The following is a 22,539-nucleotide window of genomic DNA, read 5'->3' as shown; positions in this document are numbered from 1 at the left end:
GAAGAATGGTATAGACCAAAAGGAGGTTTTTATGAAAATTCATGTCGTTAAACACCAACAAGAAGGGGCAGCAATTGCCTTTGAAATATTAAAAAATAAATTGCAAACTGGTGCTCAGGTTCTTGGCTTGGCAACTGGTTCTAGTCCAATCGAATTTTACAAAAAAATCCGCGAAAGCGATTTGGATTTTTCTGAAGTAACATCTGTTAACTTGGATGAGTATGTTGGATTAGGTGAAGAAAGTGACCAATCCTATGTTTATTTTATGAAAGAGCATCTATTTAATGCTAAGCCATTTAAGAAGAACTATTTGCCAAATGGTTTGGCAAGTGACGTTTTAGAAGAAGCGAAACGCTACAATCAAGTATTGGCAAAGCATCCCATCGATTTCCAAATTCTAGGGATTGGACGTAATGGCCATATCGGCTTTAATGAACCAGGTGCCCCATTTGATGGACAGACTCACTTGGTTGACTTAGCACCATCTACGATTGAGGCCAATGCTCGCTTCTTTGATAATCCAGAAGATGTGCCAAAGCAGGCTATCTCTATGGGAATTGCCAATATCATGGCAGCTAAAACGATTGTCCTTATGGCTTACGGTCCTGAAAAAGCTGACGCCATTAAGGCGACGGTGGAAGGACCAGTGACTGAGGAAGTTCCAGCAAGTGTCCTACAAAACCATGAAGATGTGGTTCTTATCATTGATGAGGCGGCAGCGAGTAAATTAGCATAGAAATAAGGCTAGATTTTAAGTATTAATAATAGAAATAGCTTAGAATTGCGTTATTAGAAACGCTGATTCTAAGCTATTTTTTATTGCCCTTCTCCTACCATAGATTGGTTAGCTAAGCGATGATGTCGTGCGTTGATTAAGATGATGGCATGTGTCATGAGGTTGAGGAAAATGAATAAAATGATATGGTGATGGCTGGATAGATAAATTGCTAGATTTCCGACTACAAGTAACAATCCATAGATTATCAAGGTTTTGGTATCCACTCGGTAGAGTTCCTGATTATAGAGAGAAGTTGCCAAAATCCCACCATAAAAGAGAAGATTTCCTGCAATTAAAAGAGGTGTTGCCAATTCACCGTGACTAGAAGGAAACATCTCCATAGCTACGGTAAAGAAGTTTAATCCGAGAATGATAATCAAGTGAGCATAGAGCAAAATTGTGACATCAACCTTGCGATGATGGTCAATGTTCAGATAGGTTTGTGAGATATAGAAAATGAAAAGTGTCGCCATAGCGAGGAAGAGTAAAATACCCTCTATTGGAAGATCTGCGAAGGGATAGTTTTTAATGATGGCAATAACGGTTTCTTCAAAAGTGATGATAGTAATCAACTGACACCGTTCAACAATATGAGGGAAATTGATGGGGTCGTGACTAATTTTACCTTGGAAAAGATAGGAAATCCCCATTGGAATAAAATAAACCCAAAGTATGCGCTCATCAAAGCTCCATAGATTTAAGCTGACCAGAAGGGTTGCAATCGCAAAGGTTGCTATATAATAGATTAGCATGTGCATAGTTGCTTTTATGTCTTCATTAAAACCAATTTTACGTCCTCTCAGAAAGTATTGAAGGAAAATAAGGACATAGGACAGTGTTAAGAAGGCGTTAAATGGCAGAGCAGTCAGCTCAAATTCGTTATTGAAATTAAGGGACAGATTACCAATCAAGTACATGGCTGGAATAATGGTGAAAATATCCAGAAAATCTCGTTCACCGTACTTATTCAGATAGATGGTTTCATTGCTCCACAGGGTCATAATAATGATATTGGCGGTGATGAAGGAAAGAATTTCCTTAAAGCCAACATGGTCACCGTGCAAAAGTCCCGTCAGTGACGAGGTAGCAAGGACAAAGATCAAATCATAAAATAGTTCATAATTAGATACATGTTTGGCGATGATTGCTGACATGTTATCACATCTCCTTTTTGAAAATCTAAAATAGCATACCATAGAAAAAGAGAGGCTGCAAACCTCTCAAAAGTTTTTTCTAATAACAGACTTTGTTGATTTCATGGTATAATATCTAAGTCGCATTCACTAAACAGCGCAAGTTGGGAGGTGAGAACTTTATGCGTATTCTCTTTGAACTTGTCTTGCTACCTTTGCTAGTGTCAGTACTGGCAAACATGATTTCGGAATGGCTAATCCGATTAGCAGACAAATGCGACAAATAAAAACAATAGCCTGAGTGCCTTAAGCAAGCACAAAAAACACCCTTGGCTGCAACCATGGGTGTTTTTCTTTATGCGCTTATCTCTTTGAACTTTTAAGCACTATCAGTATAACACACTTGTCCCTAGTTTTCAAGTGACCAATCCAAGTCTGGTCCGATAGGTACAATTCCTGTCGGATTGATGGTCTTGTGACTACCGTAGTAGTGTTGTTTGATATGATCAAAATCAACCGTTTCCGCAATCCCAGCATGATTGTAAAGACGTTTGGTATAGTTCCACAAGTTTGGATAATATACCAGAGCCTTGATATTACACTTGAAATGTCCGAAGTACACAGAATCAAAACGCACCAAGGTGGTAAAGAGGCGAATGTCTGCCTCGGTTAGCTGATTGCCAACCAGATAGTCTTTATTCCCCAAATGGGCTTCTAATTTATCCAAAGCAGAAAAGAGTTTTTTGACTTCTTCCTCATACACTTCCTGACTAGTTGAAAAACCAGCCTTATACACACCGTTGTTGATGTTGGGATAGACAAAGTCATTCATAGCATCGATCTCAGCTTGTAAGTTTTCTGGGTAATAATCGTCGTAGTTACCAGTGATATCATTAAAGGCAGTATTAAACATACGCATGATTTCAGCCGATTCATTGCTGACGATAGTGTTGGTCTGCTTATCCCAAAGGACAGGAACAGTGACACGACCTGTGTAGTTTGGGTCAGCCTGTAAATAAACTTGATAGAGATAGTCGCTGTTAAAAATAGTATCCTTGATCACACCAGGTCCGTCCGCAAAGGTCCAACCATTTTCCAACATTAAGGGATGAACAATCGATAGGGAAATATGATTTTCCAAGCCCTTCAATTTTCGCATGATCAATGTCCGACTGGCCCAAGGGCAAGCTAGAGAAACGTAGAGGTGGTAGCGACCAGATTCTGCCTTAAAACCACCCTCTCCTGTTGGACCTGCTTGTCCATCAGGTGTAATCCAGTTGCGAAATTGTGTCACTGTGCGGACAAATTTTCCACCTGTGGATTTGGTGTCATACCATTGGTCCACCCATTTTCCATCTTGTAAAAGTCCCATAAAATTTCTCCTTTGCTGAAAATGCCGGAAATCCATTTGATGATGGAATTCCATGTTGCATATCACTAATTAGTATTATAGTTTCTTTTAAAATAAAGTCAAGTCAAATGTTTTATGATAGAATACATGTATGAGATTAGACAAGTGTTTAGAAAATGCCAAGATTGGTTCACGCAAGCAAGTAAAAAAACTCTTCAAAACTCAACAAATTACAATTGATGGCAGACTTGCTCAAGCCCTCAATCAGATTGTAGACCCTGACTTACAAGACATACAAGTTTCTGGACGGAAGATTGAGCTAGCAGGTTCAGTCTATTATTTACTCCATAAACCAGCTGGTCTAGTGTCAGCAGTAACAGACAAAGAACATCAGACTGTGATTGACCTTATTGCCTTAGAAGACCGAAAAGAAGGTCTATATCCGGTAGGACGACTAGACAGAGATACTGAAGGCTTGGTTCTGGTGACCAATAATGGTCCGCTCGGCTACCGCATGCTCCACCCCAGCCACCATGTAGATAAGGTCTATTACCTTGAGGTCAATGGGCTTTTAGCTGAGGACGCTCCTGATTTTTTCGCTTCTGGTGTGACCTTCTTGGACGGCACTCGCTGCCAGCCAGCCGATTTGACGATTTTGGAGTCTTCTTTGGAACATAGCAGAGCGACCATCAAGCTGGCAGAAGGGAAATTTCATCAGGTCAAGAAGATGTTTTTAGCCTATGGTGTCAAAGTCACCTACCTCAAACGCATTTCCTTTGGAGGATTTGAACTAGGAGATTTAGAATGTGGAACCTACCGAACGCTCACTCCGAAAGAAAGTGAACTCTTAAAAACATATTTTGATTAAGGAGAATTGTATGGTGAGCATTTATGATTTTACGGTACAAAAACAAGATGGAAGAGAGCAGTCTATGGCAGACTTTCAAGGACAGGTACTCTTGATTGTCAATACGGCAACAGGCTGTGGCTTGATGCCTCAATACAAGGAATTACAGGAATTATATGATACCTATAAAGACCAGGGATTTGTAGTGTTAGATTTTCCCTGTAACCAATTTTTAAATCAGGCACCCGGTTCTGCTCAAGAAATCAATCAAACTTGCAGTTTGAACTACGGAACAACTTTTCCACGATTTGCTAAGATTGCTGTAAATGGGTCCGGAGCCAGTCCGCTTTATCGCTATCTTAAGAAAGAAAAAACGACCTTATTAGGAGGTCGTATCGAATGGAATTTTACCAAGTTTTTGGTGGATAGACAGGGGCGCGTGGTTAAACGCTATTTACCAACGACCAGTCCGCGTAAGTTGAAGCAGGATATAGAGGAAAGTTTAAAACAGCAAGGTTAGTGTACGCTAGCCTTGCTGTTTTAGTAAGTATAGAAAGTACGGAGCACCGATGACGATCACGACCAGACCAGTTGGGATACCCGTTCCCACTAAGAATGATCGAGCAAGGATATCAGCCATGATCATTAGAATGCTACCAATTAGGAAAGAAAGAGGTAAGCTATATTGGTGCTGCTTGCCGACTAATTGTTTGGCTAAGTGACCTGCAAGCAAGCCGATGAAAGCAGTGTTTCCGACCAGCAAAGAACTTAGGCTAGCAAGACTTGTTGCCAGTAGCAAGGCAATCAGATTCTCTCTTTTGCGATTTAATCCTAATCCAATTCCAAGACTAGAATCTAATTGCAGGATATTGAGCGTTTGAAAGCGTAAGATACTGAAAACACAGATTAGAAGTAAGAAGGGACCAACAAGGCTGATGGTTTGCCAATCATCACCGACATACCTTCCAGATAGCCAACCAATAATACTATCCAACTTGTAGCGGTCAAAGCGCACCATCAAACTAATCATGCAACTTGAAAATAAAGTAGCGAGCCCCACCCCAGTTAATACAAGGCGAGTAGGTTCCAGTCCCTTTCCCTTTTTATAAGCCAATAGGTAGACGAGGCCAGTTGCCATAAATCCCCCTGTAAGAGCAAGCAAGGGCTGTAAAGTAGGGGTGCTGATATTCCAAGTGAGTGCAAGAGTTAGTAGGAGCCCCGCACCCGCATTGACACCAAGAATGCCAGAATCTGCCAGAGGATTACGTGTCAGGGTCTGAAATAGATGACCACTGATAGCAAGAGCACCGCCAGCAAGAATAGATACAAGGAGGCGAGGTAGGCGGATTTTCAAAAAAAATAGTTGAGTTGCTGCAGTTGCGTGACCAGTCATTGTAGCCAAAAGGTCTGTCCATCCTAACTTACTATAGCCGACAATGACAGATAGTAAGGATAAAAGGATTAGAAGGAGTGAGAAAAGGAGAAATAAACCTTTATTTTTCATAGCTGAAATTCCCCTTTCGGATAAGTAAGAGAAATATTGGAAGTCCGATAAAGCTAATTAGAGTGCTTAAGGGTGTTTCATAAGGAGGATGGAGTGTTCGACTGACCAAGTCCACCCAGATTAGAAAGCCAGCACCAGCCAAGGATGAAAAAGGTAAAATATACCGATAATCTTTTGGTAGAAGGGCGGTCAAAAGATTAGGAATAATCAAGCCGACAAAGGACAGTGAGCCAACAAGGGCAACAGAAGAAGCTGATAAGAGAACGACGATAGCTAAGAAAAATACGGTCATTTTTTGAGTGTCTTGCCCTAAAGCAGTAGCTACGGTATCATCCAAACTCAAAATGGTCAGAGAATGTGCAAAAATCTGTGCCAACATAAGTCCTATGAAAATGAATGGAGCTAGTAAGAATAGGCTTTTCCAGCTAATCGACGTCAGACTACCTGCCTCAAGACCTACGATATGGTTGGACATGTCATGTAGTACGGCAATGCCTTGTCCCAAGGCTTGCATTATGGCAGTTACCATGATACTAGCCAAAATTAGATGGAGAGGTCCTTTATTTTTCCGATTTTGCTGGCTCAGGTAGATTATTAGAAAGGCAGCAAGACTTGCTCCCAGTAAGCAGGCAAATATGGTTAACCACTCAGATGAGTCGGGAAAGAAAATCATTTTTAAAATGAGAAAAAGTCCGGCTCCTGCGGGAATTCCAAGTAGCCCAGGGTCAGCTAAACGATTGCGCGTAACAGCCTGCATGATGGTTCCTGAAGTTGCAAGACTTGCCCCAACCAGCCCAGCAGCAAGTATGCGCGGTAAACGCAAATCAATTAAAATATCTTGAAGATCGGACTGGACTAGGGGTTCTTTAAGAATAGAGAGTACTTGGTTATGAGAGTAGGAGATAGCTCCTAAGCGCAAGCCCCAGTAGCAACCGGCTAGTAGAAATAGCAGAAGGAGGAAAAAAAGAGGGAAAGGTGCCAAACTAGCTTTTAGACTAGTTGAAACCAGTTCCCTATTTTTTCTCCCTAATTGTTTTTGAAACATAGAGAAAGAATCCTTATTTTGTAATAGCTTCCTTGAGAACGTTCAATTGGTAGTCAAGTGAGATTGGGTCATTGAAGTAGAATACCTTACTGTCTACTTTGATAACTTGATTGTTTTGAACAGCTGGAAGATTTTTCCATACATCACTGTTCAATAGTCCAGCTGCGACACTTTCGTCTTCAACAGCAAGGATGATATAGTCTCCAGCATATTCTGGTAGCACTTCTTGTGATACAGCAAGGAAACCTGGTCCGAAGACTTCATCCCTTACTTTTTGTGGTGCAGCATAACCAAGTTCTTGGTAGATAATTTCACCACCACGTCCCCAGTTATTACCGAAGAGGTAGAGGTCTTGACCAAGGTAGCCCATAATAGTAAAGGTTGCTGTATCTCCAGTTTTTGCCTTGATATCTGTCGCAGCACTTGCAACTGTTTCTTTCCAAGTAGCCTGCCATTTTTCTACGTTTGCTTCTTGACCAAAGATTTGACCGAATACTGTCAAGGTTTCAGCGTATGAGTGTTTACCATATTCAAGTGAAATTGTAGGAGCAATTTCAGCTAGTTGCTCGATTTTCTCGTCTGTAGAGCCTGTTACGATTAAATCTGGCTCAAGCGCAGCGATGGCTTCCAAATCTTCACTGGTAACGGCAGTAGCACCTTCAAGTTTATCTGTAAAGGCTGGATTTTCCAAATCATAGGAAGTTGCCCCAACAACATCAAAGCCCAGTTGCAACAAATAACCAGTGTTGGCAAAGTTTAGGCTGACCACTTTTTTAGGCTGAGCAGGAATATCACCATAGTAGGCTACTCCTTCGATGGTCGGCATGCTTGAAAGACTTGTCTGGCTTTCCTTTTGGGAAATAGCAGAGCAGGCAGTCAAGACAAGGATTGACAGAGCAAGGCTAAGTGAAAGAATGAACTTTTTCATAAAAACTCCTTAAATTTATTTACATTAGTGTGTGCGAGTATAGGTAGCTAAAATTGGGTAACCATAATGACTAGATGGAAGAATATCTGCCTCAATATCAAAAATCTGCCTCAGATTGTCTTTTGTAATGACCTCATCAACACTTCCACTTTGAATAATCTGCCCATCCTTCATTGCAATGAGATAGTCAGAGAAGCGGGTGGCATGGTTGATGTCATGGAGAACCATGGCAATTGTTTTCCCGCTTTCTTGATTGAGCTTTCTCAACAATTGAAGAACCTCTAACTGATGGTGCATATCTAGATAGGTTGTAGGCTCATCTAAAAAGATGATATCCGTATCTTGCGCTAGAGCCATGGCAATCCATACTCGTTGTCGCTGTCCTCCAGACAGTGATTGGACTGGGAGATGCGCAAACTCCATTGTTTGAGTTTCTTCCATTGCCCAGGAAATTTTTTCTCTATCCAAGTCTGTCAGTCTTCCAAAGGCATTTTGATGAGGAAAACGTCCGTAGGATACCAAGTCATAAACCCGAATTCCGTCTAAGCTTTCCTGTAGCTGTGGAAGTAAGGCTAGTTGTTTGGCAATTTCTTTTGTCGGAACTTCTCGGATATCTTTTCCATCTAAGTAAACAACTCCCTTTTCTGTTGGTAAGATACGGCTAAGGGTTTTTAAGAGTGTAGATTTTCCACAACCATTGGCACCGATAATGCTGGTGATTTTTCCAGTAGGAAAGGTAACAGATAAATCAGATAGAATTGTTTTCTCTCCATAAGAAACGGCCAAATCCTTGGCTGAGATGGCTACCATAAGTACTCCTTTACTCACATTGACACCCATTATAGCATATTTTTTAGAAGAAACAAAGAGTTTTCTGACAATTTTAATTTAATAAGAATAGTTATAAAAAGTCCTCGTTCTGTGAACAAGGACCATTTATTATAAATACTTTTTCGCCACTTCTAAATCGCCATCGTAGGCGTCTTTTTTCCCATTGACAATCTGGTAGGCATCTGCTCCCTTACCTGCGATGATGACTGCATCTTTCGCAGCACTAGTTAGGCTCATCGCTGTTTGAATGGCCTCTTCCCGATCCAAGATAAAGTCACTTGGACGAGTCATGTGAGAACGAATTTGTTCAGCAATCTCAGCAGGGTCTTCACGGTTGGGGTCATCGGCAGTCAGAATGACCTCAACCTGCGGATAGTCATTTAATAGGAGGCCAAAATCCTTGCGCCGACTTTCCCCCTTATTACCCGGTGCTCCTAAAATCAAGATAACCTTGCCAGTCTGATGTTCCAAAACGACATCAATCAGTTTTTTCACACTATCGCCATTGTGAGCATAGTCCACAAAGACTTTTGCACCATTTTGCTGGGTCAGAACTTCCATACGACCAGGAACACTGGTCTGGGCAATTCCTGTGTGAATATCTTTCAGACTTGCTCCCAAACGAAGACAGGCCAGTCCAGCTGCGATAGCATTTTCTTGGTTGAAGCCACCGATCAGCTGGATGTCGTAATGGCCAGCTAATTTTCCAGTCGCTGTGAAGTCAAAACCTGCTGACTGGCTAATCTGGTTTTCAGAAGTCGGCCCATAAAAGTCATGGTCTTTGGAGCTAACTTGATCTTTCACCACTTGAAAATGGTCCATGCCAGCATTGACAATAACTGTTCTGCTATTGTCCATCAAGAGACGTTTGTGATAAAAATAGTCTTCAAAAGTCGGGTGCTCAATCGGTCCGATATGGTCAGGGCTGATGTTGAGGAAGACTCCGACATCAAAGGTCAGCCCGTAAACCCGCTTGACCAGATAGGCTTGGCTGGACACCTCCATAATCAAGTGGCTCATGCCGTTTTGGACCGCCTCCGCCATCATGGCAAAGAGGTCCAGACTTTCGGGCGTGGTCAGGGTGGACTTGAAAAAGGTCTTACCGTCCAGTGTGGTGTTCATGGTCGAAAGCATGGCAGGCTTGTGGCTGATTTTGAGAATGTTAAAAGCAAAATAAGCCGCCGTTGTCTTACCCTTGGTGCCGGTGAAAGCCAGGAGTTTGAGCTGTTTCTGGGGATGACCATGAAAATCCATAGCAATCAGGCTCATAGCCTGCTTGATGTCCTGGACGATGATAGCAGGAATGCCGACCTCATAGTCGATTTCAGACACGTAAAAAGCAAGACCAGCCTCGATAGCCTTTTCCAGAAATTCCTTCTTAAAGGCCAAGCCCTTGGCAAAAAAGAGGGTCGTTGGGGTAACAGTCCGGCTGTCATAGCTGAGGGCGTCAAATTGCACCTCAGTCCAAGTGTTGTCAGCCTGCTCTTTTTGATGAATGTAGCGGAAGTTGTCATCCGCTTTTAAGATGTCTACTACACGTTCAATTTTTATCATGTTTCTATTGTAAACCTATCAGAGACATTTGACAAGTCAGGACAAGAAAACCCTCTCGGAAATGCACGAGAGGGCAACATTCAAGACTGGAATATCGGACTATGGCCAGAAAATAAAAATAGAAAAAACTAGAGTAAAGGCGATTACCAAAGCCAGTTTCCAAGTTTCCTCTATATTGTGCTTAGATTGAAAGAAGGCGTAATAGTAATGAAGAAGGGTGAGTAAGCACACCAATAGTCCAAAACTGGAGAGATAAAATTCCTGTTTTATTGCCATTATGGTCCAAAAAATACCACTGTAAAAATAGAAATTTCGGTAAAATTGACGATTGAACTGCTGGAACATAGTAAACCTCCTTTCTATATGATTATATATCAAAGACAAAGAAGGAGCAAGGAAATATAAGTTAGGTTATAAGGATTTTCTATAAGACTCCTAGGAAATTTTCTATATCCATTTTCAAGGCAATTTTCACAAACTATCTTAAAGAAGTGCTACAATGGAAGAAAGTAATGGAGGAGTAGCAGATGACAGAACGCAGATTAGACACCCTTTTGGCTCAAGCTGGTATAAAGAATGATGAAAAAACAGGGGCCCTCATTTCCCCTATCTACCTCTCGACCACCTACCAACACCCCGAGTTTGGCCAATCCACTGGCTTTGACTATACCCGGACCAAGAATCCGACTCGGACCAGTCTGGAGCAAACCCTAGCTGCCATCGAAAAAGCCCAGTACGCCTTAGTGACCAGCTCGGGTATGGCTGCCCTCGTCTTGCTCTTCTCAGGCTTTCCAGTTGGCAGTCGCATTGTGGCGGCACGTGACCTCTACGGTGGCTCTTTCCGCTGGTTTAATGAACAGGAGCAACTGGGTCGCTTCCAGTTCACCTATGCCAATACTGAAGAGGACTTGCTGGCGGCTATTGATGACCAGACCGATTATGTCTATCTGGAAACCCCGACCAATCCGCTCATGGCGGAGTTTGACATTGCTACGGTTTCGGCTGTCGCCCATGCCAAAGGTGCTAAGGTTATTGTCGATAACACCTTTTATAGCCCTGTTTACCAGAATCCTCTGGTCCAAGGAGCCGATGTCGTCCTCCACTCAGCGACCAAGTACCTGTCAGGTCACAACGATGTCTTATCTGGCGTTCTCATGACCAATGATCAGGCGCTCTATGACAAGCTCTTCTACGATCAAAATACAACAGGTCCAACCCTGTCACCGCTGGATTGTTACCTGCTGATGAGAGGACTCAAGACCCTCTCCATTCGCATGGAACGTTCTACTAAGAATGCCCAGAAAATTGTGGACTACCTCCAATCCAGTCCAGCCGTTCACCAAGTGTACTACACAGGAAAAGGAGGCATGATTTCAGTCAAACTGGTTAATCAAGACCGCATTCCTCATATTCTTAACAATTTGCAGGTCTTTACCTTTGCAGAAAGTTTGGGTGGGGTAGAAAGTCTGATTACTTACCCGGCAACCCAGACCCACGCTGATATTCCAGCTGATGTCCGTCATGCCTACGGACTAACAGATGACCTGCTCCGCTTATCCATTGGAATTGAAGATCCGCAGGACCTGATTAATGATTTGAAGCAAGCCTTGGAGGGATAATATGACCTACGATTTTACAAAGAGACCTGACCGCTTGAGCCAGCACAGTGTTAAGTGGCAGGCAACCGAGCAAGATGCCGAGCTTTTGCAAGCCTGGGTAGCGGATATGGATTTTGAGCCAGTCCCTGAAATTCGTCAGGCCATTCGGGACTATGCCGACCAGCATATTTTCGGTTACAACTATGCCAGTGACAGTCTTTTTCAATCAATCTTGGACTGGGAGGAGGGCCAGCATGGTTACGAGATAGATAGAGAATCAATCGTCTTGGTGGAGGGTGTTGTCCCTGCTATTTCGATTGCCATTCAGGCCTTGACAGAAGAGGGTGACAGCATTCTCATCAATACACCTGTCTATCCACCTTTTGCTCGGTCTGTCCGCCTCAACCACCGCAAACTCGTTACCAATTCGCTAATTAAGCAAGACGAGCAGTTTGCCTTGGACTTTGACCAGCTGGAGAAGGACTTGATAGAAAATGAGGTCAAACTCTACATCCTCTGCAATCCCCACAATCCCGGCGGCCGTGTTTGGACAAAAGCAGAGCTGGAAAGAATTGGCTCTCTCTGTCAGCAGTATGGTGTGATCTTGATTTCTGACGAAATCCACCAAGACCTGGCCTTATTTGGACATGAGCACCATTCCTTCAATACTGTCAATCCAGCCTTCAAGGAATTTTCTCTGATTCTCTCATCAGCGACTAAGACCTTTAACATTGCAGGCACGAAGAACAGCTTTGCTATTATTGAAAACCCTGTCCTTCGCAAGAAGTTTACCAAGCGGCAGTTAACCAATAACCAGCATGAAATTGCCACCATTGGCCTGATTACGACAGAAGTTGCTTTTCGCTATGGCAAGCCCTGGTTGGACAGCTTGAAACCTGTTTTGGAAACCAATATTGACTATCTTGTAGATTATCTGGGGCAGCATACCAAGATTGAGGTCATGAAGCCACAGGGGACTTACTTGGTTTGGTTGGATTTTTCTGCCTACGGACTCAGTCATGAAGCGATTTTTGACAAGTTGGTTAAGGAGGCCAAAGTTGTTCTCAACGACGGTCAAACCTTTGGCAAGGAAGGACTCTATCATGCCCGACTGAATGCTGCGGCTCCCTTGACAACCATTCAAGAAATTTGCCACCGCATCGCCTCTAGCTTTGGGAAATAGGGCTCCGCTCTGCTATGGACCTAAAAAATAAGGGTTAGTAACACTAATCCTTATTTTGCTGTTTTCTGTAATCGCTGGGACTCATATGGAAGTAATGCTTGAAGGCTGTGCTGAAGGTCAAAGGATCATAGTAACCAACGGAATTTGCAACTTCTGTAATCGTCCGATCGGGGTCCTCTAAAAGTTGGCAACTTCGATTCATCTTTACCTGAAGAATGTAGTCTTTGATGGCGTAGCCAGTTTCCTGTTTGAAGATTTTATAGAGATAACTTCGACTTAGAGCGAGCTGCTCTGCAATTTCTGCCACCTTAATCGGTCGAGCGTAGTGACTGTGAATCAGCTTAATAGCATGGTGAACATAGCTTTTGGCAAGAATGCCGGCCTCTTTCAGTTGTTGATTGGGAAATTCTGCAACAAGGTAAGCGAGTAATTGATGAAGATGGCCGACCAGGATGTGCTCTGTCACCATTGGTAAGGGGTGTTTGTCCGTTTGGGTAATGTCTGTCATTTTTTGTAAAATGGGAGACTGGAGGCTGGAATGCAGATAAAATTTTTCCAATAAACGACTATGTTCAAGAATTAACTCAGCTTTTGAGCCACTAAAACCAACCCAAATATAAGTCCAGGGTTCCTGACCGTCAGCCTGGTAGAAGATAGACTTATTTTTAGGGAGGACAAATAAGTCGCCTGCGGTCAGTTCAGTTGTTTCTCCGAGAATGCTAATTTTCCCCTTGCCCTCAGTGATAAAGTGGAGGACATAATTATCTCGAATAGTTGGCCCAAAAGAATAGTTTTTATCACATTGTTCCGCACCGTAATGGTCGATATTTAGGTCAAAGTTATGGCTGTCTAGTTCATTGTAGCTATTTAGAATGTTCATAAGCTCTTCTCCTTAGGAAACATTATACCATATTCTGACAACAAAACCCTATTTTGTAAAACGCTTACATTTGTTAGAATAATTCATGTAATACAGATAGGAGCTGACAGTATGATTCAATACACAGAAGAAAGTAGCCTATTTCACTTGAAAACCAGAGAATTTTCATATGTGATAGAGGTGCTAGAAACAGGCGATTTGGTTCATCGTTATTTCGGTAAGAAAATTCAACAATTTAGCAATGGAAACAAAATAACATATTTGGACCGTTCCTTTTCACCCAGTCCAATTACTGGCAATCGGACCTACTCACTGGATACCTTGTCCTTGGAATATTCTAGTAATGGTCTAGGAGACTTTCGGACGGCCTCTATTGATGTACGAAATGAAGTTGGGGTTGCCTTGGATTTGAAGTACAAGCAACACCGGATTTACAAAGGAAAGTCATCCTTGGAAGGTCTGCCAGCCAGTTTTGCTTCTGAAGAGGAAGTGGAAAGTTTAGAAATTGACCTCTATGATGCTGTAGCAGATGTGACAGTTACCTTACAGTATGCGGTTTTTGAAGAAGGAAACTATCTAGCCCGCTCTGCTCGTATCCAAACGGGACGCTATCCTTCTAAGATAGAAAAAGTCTTATCTTTCACCTTGGATATGCCTCATAAGGACTTTGTCATCCATAGTTTGACAGGTCGTTATGCTTATGAAAAAGAGTGGACGAAAACACCGATTACGAGCGGAACCTACTCTATCGGAAGCATTCGAGGAGCTTCAAGCCACTCACGTACTCCTTTCTTAGCCTTGGCGGCCCCAACTGCTACAGAAGATAGTGGCGAAGTTTATACCGCCCAACTGGTTTATAGTGGGAACTTTACTGGTTTTGTGGAGACAACTGCTTTGGAAACAGTCCGTTGGGGCATGGGAATCAATGACACGAGCTTCAGCTGGAATTTGGCTTCCGGAGAAAGTTTTCAGACACCTGAAGTCCTCCTATCCTTTACGGATAAAGGTTTTACAGTTATGACTCAGGATAGTCATAACTTCATCAAAAAACACTTGATTCGTTCTCAATTTGTCAATCAAGAACGGCCAATTCTCATTAATAACTGGGAAGGAACCTACTTTGATTTCACGGAGGAGAAGATTCTTTCCATGGCAAGGTTGGCCAGTCAGGCAGGGATTGAATTATTTGTACTTGATGATGGCTGGTTTGGAAAACGGAACAATGACGAGTCTTCCTTGGGAGATTGGATTGTTAATACAGACAAGCTTCCCAATGGTTTAGCCGGTCTGGCAGATTCGATTCGGGCCTTGGGTATGAAATTTGGTCTTTGGTTTGAGCCAGAGATGATTTCAATCGATAGTGACCTCTATCGCCAGCATCCAGATTGGGCTATTCATATTGATGGACGCGAACCGATTTACAGTCGAGAACAGTTGGTACTGGATTTGTCCAAACCAGAAGTTTGTGACTACATTATCCAAGCTGTATCCGATGTACTGCAATCTGCCAAAATCGATTATGTCAAGTGGGATATGAACCGCAACATCACCAGTATGTCGCAAGAGTTGGCCAATGCGGAGTCCTATGAATTCCATCATCGCTATATGCTGGGGCTGTACCAAGTATTAGAAACTCTGACCAGTCGTTTCCCAGACATTCTCTTTGAATCCTGTGCAGGAGGTGGCGGTCGAAATGACTTGGGTCTGCTCTACTATATGCCACAGGCTTGGGCTAGTGACAATACAGATGCGATTGGTCGCCTCTCTATCCAAGAAGGAACGACCTTACTTTACCCAACCTCTTCAATGGGTGCCCATGTGTCAGCGGTTCCTAACCATCAGGTCGGTCGGATTACATCTTTGAAAACCCGAGGAAATGTGGCTATGATGGGCGGAGCCTTTGGTTACGAGTTAGATGTTACTCAACTGTCCCAAGAAGAATTAGAAACTCTTGCTGAACAGGTTGAAACTTTCAAGCAGATTCGTTCAACAGTCCAGTTCGGTGACCTCTATCGTTTGAAGAAAACGGCAAATACCTGGGCAGCCAACTATGTTGATGCAGATAAGAGTCAAGCTGTTTTCACCTTCGTAAAAATACTAGCTCAGCCAGAAGCTCCTCTGTTGCAGGTAAGATTGAAAGGGCTAGACCCAGAAGCTTGTTATTACTGTCCACAGTTGGAAACAAGTTTCTATGGAGATGAGCTCATGAACATCGGCTTAACCATGCCCCATGTTCAAGAAGATTATTTTAGTGTACAATATATTTTTAACAAAATCTAGGAGGATTTTATTATGAACATGAGAAGATTTCTCAAATGTGCGTCGGTTTGTGCTTTTGCAAGCTTCCTTGTAGCCTGCGGAAATTCTAGCAGCAGTGACAAGGTAGAAATTGAATTTTTCTCACAAAAGCCCGAAATGCAAGCAACCTTGCAGGAAATTATTGATGACTTTGAGAAAGAAAATCCAGATATTGAAGTTAAGTTTTCAAATGTGCCAGATGCAGGAACTGTCTTGAAAACACGGATGGCCAATGATGAAGCACCAGATGTTATCAATATCTATCCTCAGAATGCAGATTTCAAAGAGTTTGCAGCAGACGGTCGTTTCCTTGAAATTGGGGATGATGCAGGTCTCAGCCATTTGAAAGATGGGGCAGTAACACCTTATCTTGTAAATGATACAAACTACACTCTTCCACTGACTGCCAATGCCTATGGTATCTACTACAACAAAGATAAATTCGAAGAACTTGGCTTGGAAGTACCAACTACCTATGCAGAATTTGTTGCTTTGGTAGACAAAGTTAAGGCTGATGGCAGTGTGGCACCATTTGCCCTTTCTCTAAATGATGCCTGGTCGCTCAATGGTTACCACCAATTAGCTTGGGTAACAGTTGCAGGTGGATTTGACGGTGCAGAGGATATTTTGATTCGCAGTGCCAAGGGTGCTATCCAAGATGATGCAACAACTAAGGAAGTCTTGGAGCGTTTGGAACTCTTGACTGACAATGGTCAAAAAGGTTTTACAGGAGCACTTTACGCTGACGCGGTTGCTTCATTTGCAGCAGGAGAAGCCCTCATGATGCCACAAGGAACATGGGCAGCAACAGCGATTAACCAGCAAGAGCCAGAATTTGAATACGGCATGTTTGCCTTCCCAGGAGATGAAAAAGGAGGCGATTACACGATCGGTGCGGCAGACCTAGCCCTATCTGTATCAGCTGAATCAGAGCACCCAGAAGAGTCTAAGAAGTTCTTAGAATACCTCTCACGTCCACAAGTTATTCAAAAATACTATGATGTAGATGGTTCACCAACTTCTGTTGAAGGTGTGGATACCGAAGGTAAATTTGAAGAAACAGCTGGTGTCACTCAATATGCCTTTACAGACAAGCACGTCGTATGGTTGCAGAGCGAGTGGGATTCAGAAGATGAGTTTTGGAATATCACCGTTGAAATGGTGAAAAAACCAGATTCAGCAGAACTTGTGAAGAAACTCAATGCCTTCTTTGATCCGATGAAATAATAAATAGCATAAACAACTGAGGGGCTGCAGTTTGGTATTCCCAAACCAGTCCCCTTATAGTTGTTTAATCTCCGGTTGAAGAAGAGAAGTTGACTCTTATTGGAGTGGAGATTAAACAACTATAATATATGAATTTAGTAAAGGAGTTCCTTATGAGTCAAAAAGGATTTGTTGCAAAATATTGGCCCTATTTATTTGTAGCCATACCAATTGCTCTTCAGTTAATCTTTTTCTTTTATCCATTGATAACTGGGGTGTTTTATAGCTTAACAGATTGGAACGGGCTGTCCAGCAGTTATGATGTGATTGGGATTCAAAATTATATCGATATTCTGAAGGACCCTGACTTCTATACCAGTATCACTTTCACCATTATCTTCACTATCGGTCTAGTCATCGGGGAAATTGTGATTGGTATTTGGTTGGCAACCCTGCTCAATCGGAAAATCAAAGCAGTTGGCTTTTTCCGGACTTGGTATTTCTTCCCAGCAGTTTTGTCAACAGTGACTTTGGGGCTCATCTTTGTTCAACTTTTTAACTATGGTTTTACACAGATTGGCGAAATCCTGCACATTGACTGGTTGATGGAAAACTTATTGGTTCAAGAGAATACAGTTATTCCTTCCGTCCTCTTTGTTGCTCTTTGGCAAGGTCTGGCGATGCCGGTCATCATTTTCCTATCTGGTCTACAAAGTATTCCAGACGATGTGAAAGAAGCAGCAGCTATTGACGGTGCAACACGTTCACAGCAGTTCTTCAACATTGAATTGCCTTTCCTCTTACCGTCTATCAGCATGGTCTTTATTTTAGCAATGAAATCTGGCTTGACTGCCTTTGACCTTATCTTCGCTTTAACTAGCGGTGGTCCAGATGGTAAGACAGAATCACTTGGCTTGCTGGTTTATAACTACGCTTTTGTTGACAATAAATTCTCGTATGCCAACGCTTTGGCAGTCGTTCTCTTCATCTTTATCATTGTTATTTCCTTGATTCAGATGCGGATTTCTAAGAAATTTGAAGTATAGGGAGGTATGTTTATGAATAAGACCAAACAAAGCAATTGGTGGGTATATCTCGTTCTATTCAGCGGCATTCTCTTTATGTTTATTCCGCTACTGGTGACGGTGATTAGTTCCTTCAAACCAACCAAAGAAATTACAGGTAACTTCTTTGGCTTACCTGAAAATTTCACACTAGACAACTATAGTCGTTTGTTTGAAGATGGAGTTGTTCAATATTTTGGGAATTCTGCCCTAATTACCATTGCTGCAGTAGGTTTGATTATACTGGTTATTCCAATGGCAGCCTTTGCAGTAGCCCGTCAAATGAAGCGGCAAACAGCTTTCAACTTTATCTACTTTTTCTTGATTATCGGAATTTTTGTTCCCTTCCAAGTAATCATGCTTCCTATGACCAAGTTGATGTCTAGTCTCGGTTTGAACAATATTTTGGGGTTGATTATTCTTTATCTGACCTATGCAGTGCCGCAGGCACTCTTCCTCTATGTTGGCTATATCAAGACCATTGTTCCTGAGGAGATGGATGAGGCAGCAGCAATTGATGGCTGTGATAAATTTACCATGTACTGGCGAATTATCTTTCCATTGATGAAACCTATGCACGCTACGATTTTGATCATCAATGCCCTCTGGGTTTGGAATGACTTCCTCTTGCCACTCTTGGTCCTCAACCGTGACCAAGAAATGTGGACCTTGCCGCTCTTCCAGTATAACTATCAAGGAATGTATTTCAGCGATTATGGACCGTCATTTGCGTCCTATGTAGTAGGCATTATTCCGATTCTGTTGGTTTATCTCATTTTCCAAAAGCATATCATTTCAGGTATGACCAGTGGATCTGTAAAATAAAACTCGAAAGGTTGAGGCAACTCAACCTTTTACCAAAAAAACAATTAGAAAAGGCTTTCAAAAGGAGAAGAAAATGAAAGTAAAAAATCAAGCAATGTTAATCACTTATTCAGACAGTCTTGGAAAAAATCTGAAAGACTTGAAGCAGGTCTTGGAAGGTCCTTTGAAAGATGTGGTCGGTGGTGTCCACATCCTTCCCTTCTTTCCATCATCGGGTGACCGCGGGTTTGCACCCATGGACTATACCAAGGTTGATGAGGCTTTTGGAGATTGGAGCGATATTGAGGCACTCAGTCAAGACTACTACCTCATGTTTGATTTCATGATCAACCATATTTCAGCCAAGTCGCCTTATTTCCTTGACTTCCTAGAAAAGAAAGATGAGTCTGTCTATGCAGATTTGTTTATTCGCTACAAAAACTTTTGGCCAAACGGTGAGCCGACTCAGGAAGATGTAGACCTGATTTACAAACGGAAACCTCGTGCTCCCTATCGCATTGCCAAGTTTGCTGATGGTAGTGAGGAAAAAGTTTGGTGTACCTTTGATGAGCAACAGATTGACCTCGATGTGACAACGGAAACAACTCGTCGTTTTATTCAGGAAAATCTGGAACAGCTGGCGGACCACGGGGCTTCTATTATTCGCCTGGATGCCTTTGCCTACGCCAATAAGAAAATTGGAACCAACTGTTTCTTCGTTGAGCCAGATATTTGGGACATGCTTCATTTTCCGCGTCAGCTATTGGCACCAAAAGGAGTGGAAATCTTACCAGAAATCCATGAACATTACACCATTCAGCAAAAAATCGCTGAGCAAGACTACTATGTCTATGACTTTGCCCTTCCGATGCTGGTTCTTCATGCTCTTTATTCAGGAAATGTCAACCGACTTGTTCACTGGATGGAAATCTGCCCTCGCAAGCAATTTACAACGCTGGACACGCATGATGGTATCGGAGTGGTCGATGTCAAGGACTTGCTGACAGATGAAGAAACAGAGGCGACAAGAGAAGCCCTCTATGCCCAAGGAGCAAATGTCAAGAAGATTTATAGCACAGAGGCTTACAACAATCTGGACATCTACCAGATCAATTGTACCTACTATTCAGCTCTAGGCAATGATGACCAAGCCTATCTCTTGGCACGTGTGCTCCAATGTTTTGCACCAGGTATTCCGCAGATTTACTACGTTGGCTTGTTGGCAGGAGAAAATGATATCGAATTGCTTGAATCCACCAAAGAAGGCCGCAACATCAACCGTCACTATTATGATTTGGAAGAAATTGAGCGAGAAGTTCAACGCCCAGTTGTGCAGTCCTTGTTCAATCTGCTCAAGTTCCGCAATACCAGTGCAGCATTTGATGGAGAGTTTGCTGTTGATATGGAAGACGCTAATACTATCCACATCAGCTGGACCAATACAGATGCCCACACGGATGCTCGTCTGACTGCAAATCTAAAAGAGAAAACATTTGAAATTCTTGAAATAGTTGACGGACAAGTTCAACAGATTAATTTGTAATAACAACCTGTTGAATAATCGTAAAGACTTAGAAAATTAGGGAGTGAGAAAAGAACTCTATTTTTCAAAAATGAGTTCGTCAACAAGTCCTTATTTCCAGTTGTTGAGCTGAAACAGTCTATCCCCAGACATCAATTTATGTGAGCTGACTGCCGTCAGCTTATATCTCCCACTTTAAAAGGTCTCCCAGACCTTTTAAACTCCCACCCCCGCACAGCTCAAAAGGTTCAGTGAACCTTTTGAGGTTGGAAATAGAGCGAACTTTGTTCGCAACAGTCATAATGGTCAGATTGGGGTGTGAAACACGAATTGCTGAGATTTGCCTCGCAAATCTTATCTCCCACCTTTAACAGTCCACTGGACTGTTAAAGCCAATCAACCACTGCGCTGAGATGTTGACACGAACTCTGTGATGCGAGGCTGGTCCTTTGTCCAGCCTCTTTTAGCATGGGCGAAATCTATTACTTTATCACCTCTAGCTTTGAAAATTAGCCTTAGGTGGAAGGGCTGAACTGTGAATACAGGTTCTGAAGGATTTTTCAAGCAATTTTTCCCATTTTTTGGTAAAATAGAAAAAACAAAAAGAGAGGTTTTATCACCATGGGGAAATTCCAAGTCATTTCACACCCACTCATTCAACATAAGTTGTCTATCCTTCGTCGTACGTCCACTTCGACAAAGGATTTCCGTGAATTAGTCAATGAAATCGCAATGTTGATGGGATACGAAGTTTTGCGTGACTTACCACTTGAAGATGTGGAAATTGAAACGCCAATTACCAAGACTGTTCAAAAGCAGATTGCAGGTAAAAAATTAGCAATTGTCCCAATCTTGCGTGCAGGTGTTGGTATGGTAGATGGTTTGCTCAGCCTTGTACCAGCTGCAAAGGTTGGTCATATCGGTATGTATCGTGATGAAGAGACATTACAGCCTGTAGAATACCTTGTGAAATTACCTGAGGACATTGATCAACGTCATATTTTCGTTGTGGATCCAATGTTGGCTACAGGTGGTTCAGCAATTTTGGCTATTGATTCTTTGAAAAAACGCGGAGCTTCTAACATTAAATTCGTAGCACTTGTTGCAGCACCAGAAGGTGTCAAAGCTCTTCAAGATGCCCATCCAGATGTCGATATCTACACCGCAGCCTTGGATGAAAAATTGAACGAAAAAGGCTACATCGTTCCAGGTTTGGGAGATGCAGGTGACCGCTTGTTTGGTACAAAATAGTAGAAGTAGATAAGAAATCAGTTCAGCTGGTTTCTTTTTTCATCGAATCGTAGAAAGTGTGTTTTTTATTTGACCATTTTTGACTAATTCTATATAATGGTCTCATATTTGTTATTGTATAAAGGAGGATTCGTATGATTCCAGTAGTTATTGAACAAACTAGCCGTGGCGAACGCTCGTATGACATTTACTCACGTTTGCTCAAAGATCGTATTATCATGTTGACAGGCCCGGTTGAAGACAACATGGCAAATTCTATCATTGCCCAGTTGCTCTTCTTGGATGCCCAAGACCCAACTAAAGACATTTATCTTTATGTCAATACACCAGGTGGGTCTGTATCAGCAGGTCTTGCTATTGTCGATACCATGAACTTCATCAAAGCAGACGTTCAGACCATTGTTATGGGAACAGCAGCTAGCATGGGAACCATTATCGCTTCAAGTGGTGCCAAGGGCAAACGCTTCATGTTGCCAAATGCCGAATACATGATTCACCAGCCAATGGGTGGTACTGGTGGCGGTACCCAGCAGACAGACATGGCGATTGCAGCCGAACACTTGCTCAAAACCCGTAATAAGTTGGAGCAAATCTTGGCAGACAATTCTGGCAAGTCTATCGAGCAGATCCATAAAGACGCAGAGCGCGACTACTGGATGACAGCAGAAGAAACCCTTGCTTACGGTTTTATTGATCAAGTCATGGATAAAATGGCTAAATAAGAACTCCATAACGTTCATTGCACAAAACTAGAGGAAAACA

The 22,539-nt window shown here is 42.4% G+C and carries 20 protein-coding genes; 12 read left to right on the top strand and 8 right to left on the bottom strand.

Going from position 1 to position 22,539, the window contains the following annotated elements; translation table 11 throughout:
* Positions 1 to 31 precede the first annotated feature (31 nt).
* On the top strand, positions 32 to 736 hold the full coding sequence (locus tag AC4CS8_RS06685) for a glucosamine-6-phosphate deaminase (RefSeq protein WP_493892493.1): 705 nt from the start codon (positions 32 to 34) through the stop codon (positions 734 to 736).
* Positions 737 to 816: 80 nt separating this feature from the next.
* Here AC4CS8_RS06685 and AC4CS8_RS06680 read toward each other — a convergent pair whose 3' ends face one another.
* Positions 817 to 1,932: a low temperature requirement protein A gene (locus AC4CS8_RS06680; protein WP_493892492.1), complete on the bottom strand. Its 1,116-nt coding sequence runs from the start codon at positions 1,930 to 1,932 to the stop codon at positions 817 to 819.
* A gap of 388 nt (positions 1,933 to 2,320) precedes the next feature.
* Positions 2,321 to 3,283 carry a glutathione S-transferase family protein gene (locus AC4CS8_RS06675; RefSeq protein WP_493892491.1) on the bottom strand — a complete coding sequence of 321 codons (963 nt, stop codon included), beginning with the start codon at positions 3,281 to 3,283 and terminating at the stop codon, positions 2,321 to 2,323.
* Positions 3,284 to 3,413: 130 nt separating this feature from the next.
* On the opposite strand from AC4CS8_RS06675, the gene AC4CS8_RS06670 reads away from it, so the two are divergent.
* Entirely contained in the window at positions 3,414 to 4,130 is a 717-nt protein-coding gene (locus tag AC4CS8_RS06670; RefSeq protein WP_493892490.1) for a pseudouridine synthase, read from the top strand.
* Positions 4,131 to 4,140: 10 nt separating this feature from the next.
* Positions 4,141 to 4,629: a glutathione peroxidase gene (locus AC4CS8_RS06665; protein ID WP_493892489.1), complete on the top strand. Its 489-nt coding sequence runs from the start codon at positions 4,141 to 4,143 to the stop codon at positions 4,627 to 4,629.
* Positions 4,630 to 4,635: 6 nt separating this feature from the next.
* On the opposite strand, the gene AC4CS8_RS06660 is transcribed toward AC4CS8_RS06665, so the two are convergent.
* The 5 genes from AC4CS8_RS06660 to AC4CS8_RS06640 form a co-directional block, all read right to left on the bottom strand.
* A complete protein-coding gene (locus tag AC4CS8_RS06660) occupies positions 4,636 to 5,613 on the bottom strand; it encodes a FecCD family ABC transporter permease (RefSeq protein WP_493892488.1) in 978 nt (325 codons plus the stop codon).
* Positions 5,603 to 6,658, bottom strand: a complete 1,056-nt coding sequence (locus AC4CS8_RS06655) for a FecCD family ABC transporter permease (protein WP_493892487.1) — start codon at positions 6,656 to 6,658, stop codon at positions 5,603 to 5,605. Before AC4CS8_RS06655 ends, AC4CS8_RS06660 begins: the two co-directional genes overlap by 11 nt.
* Before the next feature lie 13 nt (positions 6,659 to 6,671).
* Positions 6,672 to 7,586, bottom strand: coding sequence for an iron-hydroxamate ABC transporter substrate-binding protein (locus AC4CS8_RS06650; RefSeq protein ID WP_493892486.1), 915 nt, complete (start codon positions 7,584 to 7,586; stop codon positions 6,672 to 6,674).
* 24 nt (positions 7,587 to 7,610) lie between these two features.
* The gene (locus AC4CS8_RS06645; protein WP_493892485.1) at positions 7,611 to 8,396 is read right to left on the bottom strand and encodes an ABC transporter ATP-binding protein; all 786 of its coding nucleotides are present in this window, start codon (positions 8,394 to 8,396) and stop codon (positions 7,611 to 7,613) included.
* A gap of 129 nt (positions 8,397 to 8,525) precedes the next feature.
* Positions 8,526 to 9,971: a UDP-N-acetylmuramoyl-L-alanyl-D-glutamate--L-lysine ligase gene (locus AC4CS8_RS06640; RefSeq protein WP_493892484.1), complete on the bottom strand. Its 1,446-nt coding sequence runs from the start codon at positions 9,969 to 9,971 to the stop codon at positions 8,526 to 8,528.
* Positions 9,972 to 10,498: 527 nt separating this feature from the next.
* On the opposite strand from AC4CS8_RS06640, the gene AC4CS8_RS06635 reads away from it, so the two are divergent.
* Positions 10,499 to 11,590, top strand: a complete 1,092-nt coding sequence (locus tag AC4CS8_RS06635) for a cystathionine gamma-synthase (RefSeq protein ID WP_493892483.1) — start codon at positions 10,499 to 10,501, stop codon at positions 11,588 to 11,590.
* A 1-nt stretch (position 11,591) separates the two neighbouring features.
* Positions 11,592 to 12,752 carry a MalY/PatB family protein gene (locus tag AC4CS8_RS06630; RefSeq protein ID WP_493892482.1) on the top strand — a complete coding sequence of 387 codons (1,161 nt, stop codon included), beginning with the start codon at positions 11,592 to 11,594 and terminating at the stop codon, positions 12,750 to 12,752.
* Between the two features lie 43 nt (positions 12,753 to 12,795).
* On the opposite strand, the gene AC4CS8_RS06625 is transcribed toward AC4CS8_RS06630, so the two are convergent.
* Entirely contained in the window at positions 12,796 to 13,632 is an 837-nt protein-coding gene (locus tag AC4CS8_RS06625; protein WP_493892481.1) for an AraC family transcriptional regulator, read from the bottom strand.
* Between the two features lie 111 nt (positions 13,633 to 13,743).
* Between AC4CS8_RS06625 and AC4CS8_RS06620 the strand changes: the two genes are divergently transcribed.
* The 7 genes from AC4CS8_RS06620 to AC4CS8_RS06590 all read left to right on the top strand — a co-directional run bounded on the left by AC4CS8_RS06620 (position 13,744) and on the right by AC4CS8_RS06590 (position 22,499).
* Positions 13,744 to 15,912, top strand: a complete 2,169-nt coding sequence (locus AC4CS8_RS06620; RefSeq protein WP_493892480.1) for an alpha-galactosidase — start codon at positions 13,744 to 13,746, stop codon at positions 15,910 to 15,912.
* 12 nt (positions 15,913 to 15,924) lie between these two features.
* Positions 15,925 to 17,157 carry an extracellular solute-binding protein gene (locus tag AC4CS8_RS06615; protein ID WP_493892479.1) on the top strand — a complete coding sequence of 411 codons (1,233 nt, stop codon included), beginning with the start codon at positions 15,925 to 15,927 and terminating at the stop codon, positions 17,155 to 17,157.
* 152 nt (positions 17,158 to 17,309) lie between these two features.
* On the top strand, positions 17,310 to 18,182 hold the full coding sequence (locus tag AC4CS8_RS06610; RefSeq protein ID WP_222290266.1) for a carbohydrate ABC transporter permease: 873 nt from the start codon (positions 17,310 to 17,312) through the stop codon (positions 18,180 to 18,182).
* Positions 18,183 to 18,194: 12 nt separating this feature from the next.
* Entirely contained in the window at positions 18,195 to 19,025 is an 831-nt protein-coding gene (locus AC4CS8_RS06605; RefSeq protein ID WP_172095463.1) for a carbohydrate ABC transporter permease, read from the top strand.
* 73 nt (positions 19,026 to 19,098) lie between these two features.
* The gene (gene gtfA / locus AC4CS8_RS06600; protein ID WP_493892478.1) at positions 19,099 to 20,547 is read left to right on the top strand and encodes a sucrose phosphorylase; all 1,449 of its coding nucleotides are present in this window, start codon (positions 19,099 to 19,101) and stop codon (positions 20,545 to 20,547) included.
* 600 nt (positions 20,548 to 21,147) lie between these two features.
* Positions 21,148 to 21,777, top strand: coding sequence for a uracil phosphoribosyltransferase (gene upp, locus AC4CS8_RS06595; protein ID WP_493892477.1), 630 nt, complete (start codon positions 21,148 to 21,150; stop codon positions 21,775 to 21,777).
* 134 nt (positions 21,778 to 21,911) lie between these two features.
* Positions 21,912 to 22,499, top strand: a complete 588-nt coding sequence (locus tag AC4CS8_RS06590) for an ATP-dependent Clp protease proteolytic subunit (RefSeq protein WP_222290270.1) — start codon at positions 21,912 to 21,914, stop codon at positions 22,497 to 22,499.
* The last annotated feature ends 40 nt before the right edge of the window (positions 22,500 to 22,539 follow it).

The organism is Streptococcus sp. NSSLK0004 (assembly GCF_059039125.1).
This window is presented reverse-complemented; position numbering and strand designations above follow the sequence as displayed.